16 protein-coding genes and 3 pseudogenes are annotated in these 13,270 nt (G+C 43.3%); 12 read left to right on the top strand and 7 right to left on the bottom strand.

The window, feature by feature from the left end:
• Window positions 1–185 precede the first annotated feature (185 nt).
• Both ACW5MY_RS03710 and ACW5MY_RS03715 read left to right on the top strand, forming a co-directional pair.
• Window positions 186–1,139, top strand: coding sequence for an ABC transporter ATP-binding protein (locus ACW5MY_RS03710; RefSeq protein WP_013351306.1), 954 nt, complete (start codon window positions 186–188; stop codon window positions 1,137–1,139).
• The gene (locus ACW5MY_RS03715; RefSeq protein ID WP_013351307.1) at window positions 1,140–2,015 is read left to right on the top strand and encodes an ABC transporter permease; all 876 of its coding nucleotides are present in this window, start codon (window positions 1,140–1,142) and stop codon (window positions 2,013–2,015) included.
• Window positions 2,016–2,087: 72 nt separating this feature from the next.
• On the opposite strand, the pseudogene ACW5MY_RS03720 reads toward ACW5MY_RS03715, so the two are convergent.
• The 5 genes and pseudogenes from ACW5MY_RS03720 to ACW5MY_RS03740 form a co-directional block, all read right to left on the bottom strand.
• Window positions 2,088–2,309: pseudogene (locus ACW5MY_RS03720) on the bottom strand (immunity protein YezG family protein); the annotation flags it as partial.
• A gap of 51 nt (window positions 2,310–2,360) precedes the next feature.
• Window positions 2,361–2,826: pseudogene (locus tag ACW5MY_RS03725) on the bottom strand (TIGR01741 family protein).
• 59 nt (window positions 2,827–2,885) lie between these two features.
• On the bottom strand, window positions 2,886–3,356 hold the full coding sequence (locus ACW5MY_RS03730; RefSeq protein ID WP_014471547.1) for an immunity protein YezG family protein: 471 nt from the start codon (window positions 3,354–3,356) through the stop codon (window positions 2,886–2,888).
• The gene (locus ACW5MY_RS03735; RefSeq protein WP_014472477.1) at window positions 3,346–3,819 is read right to left on the bottom strand and encodes an antitoxin YezG family protein; all 474 of its coding nucleotides are present in this window, start codon (window positions 3,817–3,819) and stop codon (window positions 3,346–3,348) included. The genes ACW5MY_RS03730 and ACW5MY_RS03735 overlap by 11 nt, the downstream gene beginning before the upstream one ends.
• Window positions 3,820–3,824: 5 nt before the next feature.
• Window positions 3,825–5,832 (bottom strand): annotated as a pseudogene (locus ACW5MY_RS03740) (T7SS effector LXG polymorphic toxin).
• 298 nt (window positions 5,833–6,130) lie between these two features.
• On the opposite strand from ACW5MY_RS03740, the gene ACW5MY_RS03745 reads away from it, so the two are divergent.
• The 9 genes from ACW5MY_RS03745 to ACW5MY_RS03785 all read left to right on the top strand — a co-directional run bounded on the left by ACW5MY_RS03745 (window position 6,131) and on the right by ACW5MY_RS03785 (window position 11,345).
• Entirely contained in the window at window positions 6,131–6,850 is a 720-nt protein-coding gene (locus tag ACW5MY_RS03745; protein WP_014469866.1) for a YebC/PmpR family DNA-binding transcriptional regulator, read from the top strand.
• Window positions 6,851–7,029: 179 nt separating this feature from the next.
• Window positions 7,030–7,335 carry a spore coat protein gene (locus ACW5MY_RS03750; protein WP_462061667.1) on the top strand — a complete coding sequence of 102 codons (306 nt, stop codon included), beginning with the start codon at window positions 7,030–7,032 and terminating at the stop codon, window positions 7,333–7,335.
• Window positions 7,336–7,530: 195 nt separating this feature from the next.
• Window positions 7,531–8,400 carry an aminoglycoside 6-adenylyltransferase gene (gene ant(6) / locus ACW5MY_RS03755; protein WP_013351311.1) on the top strand — a complete coding sequence of 290 codons (870 nt, stop codon included), beginning with the start codon at window positions 7,531–7,533 and terminating at the stop codon, window positions 8,398–8,400.
• A 132-nt stretch (window positions 8,401–8,532) separates the two neighbouring features.
• The gene (gene cotJA / locus ACW5MY_RS03760; protein ID WP_013351312.1) at window positions 8,533–8,781 is read left to right on the top strand and encodes a spore coat-associated protein CotJA; all 249 of its coding nucleotides are present in this window, start codon (window positions 8,533–8,535) and stop codon (window positions 8,779–8,781) included.
• Window positions 8,765–9,028: a spore coat protein CotJB gene (gene cotJB, locus ACW5MY_RS03765; RefSeq protein WP_289394204.1), complete on the top strand. Its 264-nt coding sequence runs from the start codon at window positions 8,765–8,767 to the stop codon at window positions 9,026–9,028. Before cotJA ends, cotJB begins: the two co-directional genes overlap by 17 nt.
• A gap of 14 nt (window positions 9,029–9,042) precedes the next feature.
• Entirely contained in the window at window positions 9,043–9,612 is a 570-nt protein-coding gene (gene cotJC, locus ACW5MY_RS03770; RefSeq protein ID WP_013351314.1) for a spore coat protein CotJC, read from the top strand.
• 88 nt (window positions 9,613–9,700) lie between these two features.
• Window positions 9,701–10,234, top strand: coding sequence for a GNAT family N-acetyltransferase (locus ACW5MY_RS03775; RefSeq protein WP_013351315.1), 534 nt, complete (start codon window positions 9,701–9,703; stop codon window positions 10,232–10,234).
• Between the two features lie 30 nt (window positions 10,235–10,264).
• The gene (locus ACW5MY_RS03780; protein ID WP_013351316.1) at window positions 10,265–10,543 is read left to right on the top strand and encodes a YesK-like family protein; all 279 of its coding nucleotides are present in this window, start codon (window positions 10,265–10,267) and stop codon (window positions 10,541–10,543) included.
• Between the two features lie 112 nt (window positions 10,544–10,655).
• Window positions 10,656–11,345 (top strand): DUF421 domain-containing protein, encoded by a 690-nt coding sequence (locus ACW5MY_RS03785; protein ID WP_013351317.1) that lies wholly within the window; start codon window positions 10,656–10,658, stop codon window positions 11,343–11,345.
• Window positions 11,346–11,377: 32 nt separating this feature from the next.
• Here the strand turns inward: ACW5MY_RS03785 and hmoA are convergent, their stop codons facing one another.
• Both hmoA and ACW5MY_RS03795 read right to left on the bottom strand, forming a co-directional pair.
• Complete coding sequence (gene hmoA, locus ACW5MY_RS03790; RefSeq protein WP_013351318.1) at window positions 11,378–11,704, bottom strand: heme-degrading oxygenase HmoA; 327 nt, start codon at window positions 11,702–11,704, stop codon at window positions 11,378–11,380.
• 73 nt (window positions 11,705–11,777) lie between these two features.
• Window positions 11,778–12,140 carry a VOC family protein gene (locus tag ACW5MY_RS03795; RefSeq protein WP_013351319.1) on the bottom strand — a complete coding sequence of 121 codons (363 nt, stop codon included), beginning with the start codon at window positions 12,138–12,140 and terminating at the stop codon, window positions 11,778–11,780.
• A 158-nt stretch (window positions 12,141–12,298) separates the two neighbouring features.
• On the opposite strand from ACW5MY_RS03795, the gene ACW5MY_RS03800 reads away from it, so the two are divergent.
• Window positions 12,299–13,165 (top strand): STAS domain-containing protein, encoded by an 867-nt coding sequence (locus ACW5MY_RS03800; RefSeq protein ID WP_013351320.1) that lies wholly within the window; start codon window positions 12,299–12,301, stop codon window positions 13,163–13,165.
• The last annotated feature ends 105 nt before the right edge of the window (window positions 13,166–13,270 follow it).

Raw genomic sequence — 13,270 nt, forward strand, 5'->3', positions numbered from 1 at the left:
ATTAACGTAAAACGATAAAAAGGCTTCTTTTAAGAAGCCTTTTTATGTGCGTATACCTTCATAATCAAGATAATTATTTATAAAAAGATAATAAAGTTGGATAAAAATGAGAAAAATCCTAGCGGCAAAGTCGATATAAAGTTAGTGGTCAACGGCATAAAATCTTACTTTTCGAGGTGAACAGAATGGGAGAAGAACAAGACATTATTACAGTAACGGATCTGCGCAAAAAATACGGATCATTTGAAGCAGTTAAAGGGATATCCTTTTCTGTCAAACGCGGTGAGCTGTTTGCATTTCTGGGAACGAACGGTGCGGGGAAATCAACCACTATTGACATTCTCTGTACACTGATCAAAAAGACATCCGGAAAAGTGGTAATTGACGGTTTTACGCTTGGTGAGGGGAAAGAGAACAATCATATCCGCAAAAAGATTGGGGTTGTCTTTCAAGAGAGTATTTTGGATGAACGATTGACCGTATTTGAAAATATCATGAATCGCGGACAATATTATCATTTAAGCAAAGCACAAGTTCAGGAAAACTATCAGTTTGTATCAGACTATTTAAAATTGGATGATATTAAGGAGAAAAAATACAGCGATTTGTCAGGCGGACAAAGAAGAAGAGCGGATATTGCCCGCGCCATCATCCATAAACCGACCATATTATTTTTAGATGAGCCTACGACAGGTCTTGACCCGCAAACGAGGGTATTTGTCTGGAATGCGATTAAAAGGCTGCAGGAAGAAACAAACATGACGATCTTTTTAACGACCCATTACATGGAAGAGGCCGCTGTGGCTGATAACGTTGTGGTCATCAAAGAAGGACGGCTGATTGCAGAGGGCACACCGAGTCAGCTGAAAGATCAATATGCGTTTGACAGTCTGCATATTTTGTTTAAGCAAGACGTTGATCCGACGGCATGGTTTGAAAGTAAACAACTGGCCTTTACGGTTAAAAACTCTATTTATTCTCTTCGTGTAGAGTCCACTCTCCATGCGTTTGACATTTTGAAAAGTCTTGAAGGAAAAGTCGAATCTTTCGAGGTGATCAAAGGGAATATGGATGATGTGTTTATCCATATTATCGAAGAACAAGGAAGCACTTTGCCAGTAAAGGGGAGCATTGCGTAAATGAAGTCTTTATCCAGTTTAATCAGCAGAAACATAAAAATCTACTTCCGTGATCGAACGCTTTTGCTTCTTTCTCTGCTGTCAGTATTTATCGTCATTCTGTTATATGCCGTGTTCTTGCAGCAGACACAGCTGGACGCCATTAAGGCGCTGGTTGGTTCGACAGATGATTCCAAAGCCATGGTGAACGAATGGATGGTGGCGGGATTGCTGTCCATTACAGCTGTAACAACGACTTTAGGCGCTTTCGGAATTATGGTGAAAGATAAAGAAAGCAAGAGAACGTATGACTTTTTAACAGCTCCTTTATCCAGAGCGACCATTCAATTGAGCTACGTCATTCATTCATTTGTTATCGGCTTGATCTTTTCCTTCATCGCCTTTTTAGGCTGTGAAATTTTTCTCGTTTCAACAGGCAGCAAGCTTTTAAGCGGAGCTGATATACTTGAAGTATTGGGTATCATCATTCTTTCAGTTGCTTTGTCAAGCTCCATTAATTTATTTTTAACGCTGTTTATTCACACACAAAATGCATTTTCAACGTTAAGTACGATCGTCGGAACAGCCATCGGTTTTTTATGCGGAGTATATGTACCGATCGGCGGCGTACCGGTGTTTGTACAGAAGATTATTATGTATTTCCCTATCAGCCACACCGCTGTTCTGTTCAGAAAAGCGTTTATGACGGACTCGGTTGATAAAGTATTTAAACATGCTTCTGCGGACCAAATACAGGAATATGAAAAGCATTACGGGATCGTCTACAAGTTAAACGGCCATTTTATCAGTACGGCTGCAAGCTTATGGATCATTGTTATTACAGCTATCATATTTACCGTCATATCTATTTTCATATTTAAAAAACAAAATAAATGACCTCTTCAGACTATACATAAGGATTTAACAGGCAGCATCCGTTTATGGGGTGCTGCCTGTTTTGAAAGAAAACTTGAATACGTTATGTAAGTCAAATAACAGCCCCTCATTGACATGAAAATGTTCTGGAATGTTTTGAAAATAGATATAATCCTCACTTTGGGGGGTATTAAAATAAAAGAAAACCTCAGATGAATCGTCGAGAATTTCCGCATAAAGAAAGACCTTTTACCATCCAGAAGGAATGATTTTTTCGTTAATGCCTTCAGCTATCTGTTGATATAATTCACCCATTTTTGCAGTTTCATGATGCCTCCAGTCTTTATTATTGATTTAGATAAGTAATTAAAAATCCTCTTCTTCCTCGTCTACAGGCAAAATTCCAAGGGTTTTTATTCCCTTAATGCAATTCTTTGATCCCCATCTAACTCAAATGCCAAAATATCGTCATCATTATAATCAAGTTAGAATTGACCATTGCTCTCCAATGTTAATGTAAGTTAGTCCAGACCTGATCAATATTATTTTTGTGCTCAACTCTTAATTCCTCAAAAATTTCACGGATTTCCCTTAATAAAGTTTTGAAGACATTTTTACTTACGCTGTAATGGCTAAGTATATCTTGTGAATAAATAATTTGATTATTTTCTGGTGTTCTGAAGTAAAAAAGAACCATGGTAGAGTCATTTAATACTTCTGCATAAAGGTAAATTTTTGTCCATTCACAAGGTATGATGTCATTTAATTTCTGACTAATAAGCTGGTACAAATCTTGCGTTTTTTTAGTCTCCAATCTTTCACCTCCAGCCATCGAGAAATCCTAGTTATCAAAAATAGCCCAGCAGAGAAGGGCTGAGCCATTTTTTTGATTTATAGACCGAAGTAGTTTATTACAAATTCTTTATCGTTCTCATCTTTAGGCAATATCCCTAAATTTTGATATTTCCAAACATCTCGTCTTTGAAGGTCATCAAGTTCAGAGGATAAAACATCATCATAATTATAATCAATTGAAAACTTTCCGGTGTTTTCTAATTTTAAAGTGAGATTAGTCCAAATATCTTGGTTGCCTAGTTTAAATTCTTCTTTTAGTTCTTCAAATAGCTCTTGAAGTTCAATTAGCAGTTGATCGTAAATCTCTTCACTCACATCAAAGTGTTCAGGTATATAATGAGAAAATAAATAATCACTGTTATTTGGTGTTGTAAAATAAAAGTATATATCCGCTGAGTCCTCAAGTATTTCAGCATATAAAATGATCTTTTCCCATTGAGATGGAATCATTTCATTTAGATGTTCAGCAATCTTTTGATATAGTTCACCAATTTTTTCATTGTTCATTTAGATATTGTTCAAGGAACTTTCTGCTGCTCTCGCTTATTGGCGTAATTCCCAAGTGCTTATATTCCCAAATTACTTGTCGCTCAGTATCAGTATATTTTGAAGCGAGTACATCTTCATAATCATAATCGATTGAGAATTCACCGTTTCTATCTAAATTTAGTGTGAGGTTAGTCCAAATATCTGAAGATTGCTTTTTAAATTCATCCCTTAATTCATCAAATAAATCTTGAAGGTCTAGTAGCATATTTTTGTAAATTCGATTACTTACTTGAAAATGTTCTGGAATATCGTGTGAATAAATATATTCTTCGTCTTCTTGTGTGTTAAAGAAAAAATAAACTTCTCTGGAGTCGTCCAAAATTTCGGCATATAAAGTAACCCTCATCCATTCGGAGGGAATCATATCATTTATTTTTTCAGCAATCTTTTGATATAGTTGTTCCATTTTTGAAGTTTCCATTTTCATCAGCCTCCAATTTGGTTTCTAATTGTGATGCTCTTTGTTCTTTCTTCTCCAATTTTATATGTTATATCAAATAAAGTGGGTCTTAACGAATCACCCTCATACACATTTTCAATTGTGATCGTAACCTTTTTTGGAGGCTCTTCTTTAAGCGCTTGCGACCATGCCTGTTCTAACTTATACCATTTCCCGCCGCTCCTATTAATCTGAGAATTCATCGGCACGATGTTGTCAAATTGGCCTGAGCCTTTGAATTGAGTGGCGATTAGGTGGCCTCCGTCGTCATCTGTCAGACGGTCTGGTTTACCTGCTTTTGACTGTGCATATTGGTTGCGTTTTGCTTCTCCCAGCTGCAAGTCTGCTTTGACACTTGTAATTCTACCATAGTTGTCAGTGGTGTACGTGTAGCCTTCTTTTGTTTTGTAGATGACATTCGGTTTCAATACTTTCTTTCTGGTCCATTTCGCAAAATGCTCGCCGTATTTGACCGTTACCGGCGGTACATGCGGTGCCGGTGTCCGTCTGCCGCTTGCGGAGGTTCCGTACGGTTTCGGGAGGATGACCTTGGCGAATTTTTGCAGTCCCTCTTTAAGTGTGACCCCGTTGACTGCGTTGTAAGGGACGCCTGCCGGTACTAAGTCGTGACGCGGATGATACGGGAGAATATCAGCTAGAGTGAGATCTCCGATTTGATTCAACTTGGTTTTGACGCGCTTTTTTGATACTTCAATGCCTGTGTTGACCTTTTGCTTGATGTGATCAACGGTTTGTTTTGAGACCGTTATGGCTTTTTGAGCTGTTGCTGATTTGCTTGCTGCTGCTTTGACTTTGGTCGTCACTTTGGCTGCTGTGCCTGTTTTTGAGACGGCGCCGACGCCTTTTGTGCCGACAACTGATGTCACAACTGTGCCCACCGCATATGACACCCACCTTGCTCTTGAGTAGGTGTCACCGTTGACCATGTCTTTTTGGTACGATTCTTCAATTGCGGCTGAAATGGCTTCATACGTTTTGATCGGGTGAGCCACCGCTCCTGTAATGGCTTTAACGGTTCCGCCCGGATCTGTGACCATATCCCACAGGCCTGTGACCGCGTCTTTTCCGGAATCATAAAGGCCGACGGCAACGCCTTTGAAACCGTCTGTGAGTTCACGCGTGTTTTCAATTTGAGTGAAGTAGCGCTGCTGTCCTTTTGTCAGGTTTTTATAGCCGATCGTTTTGGCCATTTCATAGAATTCATCGGCATTCGCATAATCATAGTTTTTCAATCTTTCTTTCAGTTTTTCAATCTCCCCGCTCTTTCGCTTCTTCCTTCTTAATCGTCAAATAAGCATCCGAATGTCTTGCAATCTCGCCTTTTTTCTTATGGATGTCGCTTTCTCGGTATGCTTTGGCGTTGTAATGAAGCGGCGTGGCGCTTTTTCCTTTGCCCGTGGCATTTTGAAGCTGCTGAAAGTCGGCTTTGATGAACTGTTCGTTCGCTTCGGTTTCTGCGTATTCTTTCGTTAGATCGTGATCGAGCTTGCCGAGCTTATGTATGGTTTCGCTTCTTTTTTTGTCAGCTGAGGAAAGCTTCTGATCTGTGCTCTCGGTTGAAAACAATTCGAGCGAAATGATGTCTTCGATCTCTCCGAGGATGGAGCGCATGTCTTTTTTCTGCTCTTCCATAATCGCCTTTGATTTTCTGAGGGCGTGGGTAAGCTCGTGCTCCAGAAATGATTCCTCCACATGCGAATTGGAAAGTTCGGCATTTTCGACTTTGCCGGGAAGGCTTGTGAGAAATGCGATTTTCATATCGATCAGATCAAGCCAGCTGTCTGTGACGCCGGCGTGGTCCTTGAAAAAAGCTTTAATGTTATTTGCGCCCCGGCCAGAGAAATCGCCGTCACCGAGATCAGCCATGCCTTGGAAGGCTTTTTTTAGATTGACCATTTGGCCGCGGAGTTCTTTGTATTCACTCGCACGCTGCTTGGCGGCGGCCAGTAGGCTGTTTGCTTCGAAAACTTTCATGACCATATCCTTTCTTTTGTTCGATATCAAAATTTTACCACGTGAGTCGGGATATACAGTGTAGGAAATAGGTAATAAGAATAAAATGAATCTTTTGGCTTGCGACTTCCTTCCTGTATGAAGGGAGGCTTTTTATGTTTTGTACAGTAACCCTCAGATTCGGCTTAGTGCGCCGCGGCTATTTTAAGCGTCCCTGCTTTTTCTAAAGTCTTACACTCGAAACAACCCAACCGCTGAGGTATAATAGAAACAGAGTATTTATCATACAGATTCAATTCGTGAAAGAGAGTGGAACAAAATGGGCCGTAAGTGGAACAATATTAAAGAAAAGAAAGCATCAAAGGACGCAAATACGAGCCGGATTTACGCGAAGTTCGGCCGTGAGATTTATGTGGCGGCAAAACAGGGCGAGCCTGATCCGGAATCGAACCAGGCTTTAAAAGTGGTGCTTGAGCGCGCGAAGACGTACAGTGTGCCGAAAAATATTATTGAGCGTGCGATTGAAAAGGCGAAAGGCGGCGCGGAGGAGAACTTTGACGAGCTGCGTTACGAAGGTTTCGGGCCGAACGGTTCAATGATCATTGTTGATGCGTTAACGAACAATGTAAACCGCACGGCGCCTGAAGTGCGCGCCGCATTCGGAAAAAACGGCGGAAATATGGGTGTGAGCGGGTCTGTCGCTTACATGTTTGATGCGACCGCCGTTATCGGTGTTGAAGGCAAGACGGCGGATGAAGCGCTGGAATTGCTGATGGAAGCTGATGTGGACGTTCGCGATATTTTAGAAGAGGATGACAGTGTTATCGTGTATGCCGAGCCTGATCAATTCCATGCCGTGCAGGAGGCATTCAAAAATGCCGGCGTTGAAGAGTTCACAGTTGCGGAGCTGACGATGCTTGCGCAAAATGAAATCGAGCTTCCGGAAGATGCGAAAGCTCAATTTGAAAAGCTGATTGATGTGCTGGAAGACCTGGAAGACGTACAGCAGGTTTATCACAATGTAGATTTAGGCGAATAAAGACGAAAAGGCCGGGACCGTGCATGTTCCGGCTTTTTATTTTGCCTGTGCGGCCGCCCTGTATCGGATTCCTCCGTAAAGCGTTTTTTGATTATTTCGTTAAAAATGGGCGGATGCCCATACGTTTCGTTCCTGATGTCATAAGCTGGACTGTAACCTATGTGAAGGAGCGATAAATCATGAATGAAAGAAGACCGATTTACGGCGGAGGCTACGGCGGAGGCTATGGAGGCTTCGGAGGCGGCTACCCGGGGTACGGTTTTGGCGGCTACGGAGGCTTCGGAGGTTATCCGGGGTACGGTTTCGGCGGAGGCTACGGCTACCCGGGGTACGGTTTTGGCGGTTTTGGCGGTTACGGGGGTTACGGCGGTTTTGGCGGCTACGGAGGCTTCGGGGGATATCCGGGGTACGGTTTTGGCGGCTATGGCGGAGGCTACGGCGGCTACCCGTTCCATCATCATCATCGGGACAGCCAATATATCTGACCATAAGAGAAGGGCACTCTTGAGCAGCAGGAGTGCCCTACTCATGTTCTTGCAGCTGTGTTACGATTGAGCAAAATCACGAGTACATAGGGCTTTTCTGTAAATTATAAGCAAGCTCACAAACTTTTTCTTTATGAATTTTAACTGCCGTTTACAGCATCCCTAAAGGCTCTCTTTATGCGGGAGATTTTACATGTGAGAAGTGAAAACGAAATGATGAAATTGATTCTTGATATTGCGATGAAGGACGAGCGAATCCGGCTTGTGACCTTGGAAGGATCAAGAACCAATAAAAATGTACCGAGAGACAGATTTCAAGACTATGATATTTCTTATTTTGTGACCGATATGGACTCCTTCACATCTGACGAAAGCTGGCTGGATCAGTTTGGCGAAAGAATGATGATGCAAAAACCTGAAGATATGGAACTTTTCCCTCCAGAACTCGGAGACTGGTTCTCCTACTTAATGCTTTTTAAAGATCATCATAAAATCGATTTAACTTTGATCCCTGTAAATCAAACAGAGCATTATTTTACACAGAGTGATGGTTTGGCGGAAATATTATTAGACAAGGATGACCGGATCAAGCGCAAGATTATTGCAAGTGATGAACAATATCATATAAAGAAACCGACTCCCAGAGAGTTTGATGATTGCTGCAATGAATTTTGGATGGTTTCAACCTATGTGATTAAAGGATTAATGCGTAAAGAAATACTGTTTGCGCTGGATCATATGAATGACATTCTAAGGCCTAATGTTTTGCGTATGATTGCGTGGAAGATCGGGATAGAGAATCAGTTTTCATTAAGTGTAGGGAAGAATTATAAGTATATTCAAAAATACATGAATGCGGAAGATTGGGAAATCCTGCTGAATACTTTTGTCGGCAATACTTATGAAAGCGTGTGGAAGGCATTGTTTGACTGTCAGGGTCTCTTTAGAGCATATTCAAAGTCAGTCGCTGTTTTATTGAGATATGAATATCCTGAATATGATCAGCAAATTACGGAATATACGTTGACACATTATCAGCGTTTTCAATCAGAGTTTTCATTGTGATTTTTTCACTTCAAATTCCGGAGCGTTACCTTGAGTCCGTTTTTAACGGGCTTTTTTTATTTCTTGCGGAGCATAAAAGCTGATACGGATTCATACCTATTAAGGTCATGTGTTTAGGAAAGGAGGATCGTAATGAAAGAAAATCAGCCGTTTACACCGGTCAAATCTTATAAGCCCTTCCACAGCCGGTTTGATCCCTGCCCGCCGATCGGGAGAAAATACTTCAGAACGCCGCCGCATCTTTATATGCGGTTTCAGCCGTATCACTTGGAGCAGTTTTCTCCGATGGAGGCATTGAAAAAAGGGACCCTTTGGAAGGATCTTTACGATTTCTATGATAATCCTTATCGGGGGGGAATCGAATATGGCGAAAAAGATTGATGATGAATACTATCGGCTGCTGGAGCAAATCCAGGCGGCGGACTTTGTGCTGGTGGAGCTGACGCTTTATCTGGATACGCATCCACACGACCGCCTCGCGCTTCAGCAGTTTCATGAATATTCCCGGTACTCAAGGCAGCTGAGAAAGCGGTTTGAGCCTGAGTACGGACCGCTTCTGCAATTCGGCGTGAGTCAGGTCGACGCGCAGTGGGATTGGAGCCGCGGTCCTTGGCCATGGCAAGTATAAGGAGGGATCTGTAAATGTGGGTATATGAAAAAAAGCTGCAATATCCGGTTAAAGTGAGCACATGCAACCCGATGCTGGCTAAGTTTTTGATTGAACAATACGGCGGGGCTGACGGCGAATTAGCCGCAGCGCTCCGGTATTTAAACCAGCGCTACACGATTCCTGATAAAGTGATCGGCCTATTGACGGATATCGGCACGGAGGAGTTTGCGCATTTAGAAATGATTGCGACGATGATTTATAAGCTGACAAAAGATGCGACCCCGCAGCAGCTGCGTGATGCAGGGCTCAGCGATCATTACGTCAACCATGACAGCGCGCTGTTTTATCACAATGCGGCCGGAGTTCCGTTCACAGCGTCTTACATACAGGCGAAGGGTGATCCGATCGCTGATTTATATGAAGATATTGCGGCTGAAGAAAAGGCGAGAGCGACGTATCAATGGATTATTGATATTTCCGATGACCCTGATCTGAATGATTCACTCCGTTTTCTGCGTGAGCGTGAAATCGTTCACTCCATGCGCTTCAGGGAAGCGGTTGAGATTTTAAAAGAAGAACGTGATAAGAAGAAGATTTTTTAAACGGCCCTCAAACATGACGGCTGTTTTTTTCCGTCCTGCGCTTGGTCTATAATAAAGGTGTCGAATATTCTGATTACAGGAGGCTTTTATGACACCATTTACGATCACGGAGGAGACGGCGGGGGCATTCCGGGTCATCCCCGCCCGGAAGGATGATGCAAAAGAGGTCATGGATCTGCTCGTGTCAGCGGCAGAATGGCTTCGGGATAAAGGGTCAAGCCAGTGGAGCGGCCTTTTACAGGGGGAAGATACCCACAATATGCGGAAGGCGATCGCCCAAGGACATGTTTTTTTATTCAGGCAGAAAGCAGAGCTGGCCGGCGTCGTCATGCTGCTTCCCGAAGCAAGCGAGTGGGACAGACGTCTTTGGGGCGATGAGGGCCACGGAGAGTCCGTGTATCTGCACCGGCTGGCGATTGACAGGCGGTTTGCAGGCGCCGGGCTCGGACGGACGATTATGACATGGGCGGAGACGGGTGTGTCTTGTCCGGGAAAAACGAAAATCCGGCTCGATTGCGTGTCCGAAAATAAGGCGCTTCAGTCTTTTTACAGCGGGATGGGATATGAATCAAAGGGATTGGCGTCAGGTTATCATTTATTTGAAAAAGAGATGAGCAAATAAAAAGCTCCTCACGACGGAGGTGCAAAAGACATGTGGTATTTTTATCTGATCTGTCTGGCCGCGTTCTGTCTTAATTTTGGGATATCTGCTTTACTCCGTAAGAAATGGCCGAAAAAGATGTGGCCCGAATGTCTTTTGGCGGTGCTCGGCCTTGCTGCATTTGGTACGGTTGTTTACAGTATGGTCGGTGTCGGCGGCTGGGAAGGGATGGGCCTGGGGCTTGCCGCGATGTTTGCCGGTTTCGGAGCGGCCGCCGGTTATGCCGCTGAGGCGTGCGTTAGGGTCGTGAGATCGAATCAAAAACATTAAACAGAAATAGAGAAACGCGGCCTCGGCTGCGTTTTTTTGTGTTTGTCAGCCGCTGTATAGAAAACAGGCGAATGTCCATAATGGTAATGACTTTTAAGAAGAAGGTGCAGATATGGGACATTTATTTACAGTGGCTTGGGAATTAGTATGCGGTTTGGGTATTTTATTTGTGATTCTAAAATTGCTGGGAAAAACTCAATTCTCGCAGATTACGCCGTTTGATTTTATTTCCGCGCTCATCCTCGGAGAATTGGTCGGAAATGCGGTGTATGATAAAGGCGTCAGGATCGTCGAAATCATTTTTGCTTCTCTGTTATGGGGTATTTTAATTTATTTCATCGAACTGATTACGCAGAAAGTCAAAAGCTCCAGAAAGCTGTTGGAAGGCGAGCCGAATATTGTTATCCATAAAGGAAAACTGAAATATGATGTGCTGAAAAAGAATAAACTGGATATTAATCAGCTGCAAAGCCTTCTCAGACAGGCGAATTGCTTTTCCATACAGGAAGCTGAATACGCGATTTTAGAAACAAACGGGATGGTCAGTGTCCTGCCGAAATTTCCGTATGACACGACGAAAAACGGCGACATGCAAATCAAGCCGAAGCAGGTCTCTTTACCGGTCACACTGATCATTGACGGTGAAGTGCTGTATGAAAATCTGAAAGAAGCCGGGGTGAAAGAAGAACAGCTGATTCAGGACCTGAAAAAGCAGAACATCAAAAGAACGGAGGATGTATTTTATGCGGAATGGAAGCATGATAAACCGCTGTTCGTCCTTCCATATGAGGAGAAAAAATAAAAAGAGCTTTGCCCTGGGGCAAATGCTCTTTATTATTTTCCGTACACGCCTGTTTTAACGGCTTTGACATGATACATACCGACATCCGTCCCAAGCATATAATCGGGTTTCGGCTTGCCTTGGTTTGCTTTGTGGGCCGCGATGTGGTCTTCGCTTTTTTCCCATTGCTTCCAATGGTCTTCTGACTCCCAGCGGATTAACACGACGACTTCTTCATCGCCGCGGCGGACTTTTTTCTCCAGAACCGTTACGTCTATCAAACCTTCCTGCTTTTCAATCACGCCTTCTGAGCTGAATCGTTCGATCACTTTGTCGGCATGTCCTTCTTTTACGGTCATTTTTCTGATTTGCACGAACATCTGGCATCTCTCCAATCATTTTCACGTTTTATTTTAAATGAAAATGATTCTCAAAGTCAATTGAGACACCTGATTACGATTTGAGGAGAAAAACATGCCCATCCTCATCTTTAAATTGCACGAAGGTGCCCCATTCCATTTGTTTCGGTTCATCTAAAAAGGTGATGCCGTTCTTTTTCATCTGTTCGTATGCGGCAAACACATCTTCGCACTCAAATACGATAGAAGCCTTCATATGCTCGGCTCCTTTCATCATCGCTTTCGGATAGATAACCAAATGAGTGCCGGCTCCTTTAGGCGCTACCTCAAGCCAAAAGGCGTTCGGGCCCATCGGATGCTCAGCGACGGTTTCAAACCCCGCTTTTTCCGTCCAAAATGTTTTCGCTTTTTGCTGATCATTAGTGTATACGGCGACTGTCGCGATTTTTTTAATCATTTTACGACCTCCTGTTTCATTTCTTTTTATATTGTATCCCGCAACCGAAAAAAGCAACCAAAAGCTTCAATGTGCCGGCTTTTTTTAATTCCTCTAGTACGAACGGCGTTTCCGATTTATAATTTATAAAAGTACATATCTTGAAAGAGGAGACGGCAGTGAACAAAGACCAATTACTTCATGATTATATCATTACACATTCGGCCGAGCTGACGGAAAAATGGCTCAAGCTGAGACGGAAGCTGAGAGGGCGGTTTTATTCCGAGGATCAATTAAGTGAAGAAAAGAAACAACTGCTGATCGAGCAGCATACGTTTACGAACACAACCATCGCCAGCGCTTTGCTGGAAGATCCGGCCGTTTTTCAGCAGAACAAAGAAAAATGGGCCGCACAGGTAGCGAAAAGCAGAGTGGAGCAGGACGCTCAGGTTCATGAGGTCGTTGAGGCGATCGGCAATTCAAGAACCGTCTTTTGGGAAGCGGTCACCCGTTTTATGGATGAGCATCAGGACATCGTAACAAGCGAGGATGCCCGCCGCTGGAATCACCTTGTCAACGGCTCAATTGATCAGCTGATGACGGATTTTACCGAACAGTATCAGATATTAATGATTTCGAGGCTGTCATCTCAGCAGGAGCTTATTTCCGAATTGAGCTGTCCGGTTATTTTGATTGCGGATACGATCGGCACCTTGCCGCTCATCGGTGCGATTGATACGGAACGGGCGCGTGTGATTTTGGAGACAGTTCCGGAAAACTGTGTCGCAAAACGGATCACAAACCTTGTGATTGATCTGTCCGGTGTGCCCATTGTCGATACGATGGTGGCGCAGCAATTGTACATGCTGTCGAAAACGTTATTTCTCCTCGGCATCAGAACAGTATTTTCCGGCATTCGGCCTGATGTGGCACAGACTTCAATCCAATTGGGACTTGATTTTTCAGAGTATCAAACATACGGCAGCCTGGAGCAAGCGCTCGCCAGCATGGGTGTCACATGTATTATTGAGGAAACAAAAGTGTGAGAAAAAGGTGCTCCGGCCAGAGGCGGGGCGCTTTTTTTTTATGGCGGGAAATTTAAATGTTCAAAAACTTAATTAGGCAGCACATCGAACCGGCACAAATAGCTG

The sequence above is a fragment of the Bacillus sp. Bwzl_19 genome (genome assembly GCF_054900515.1).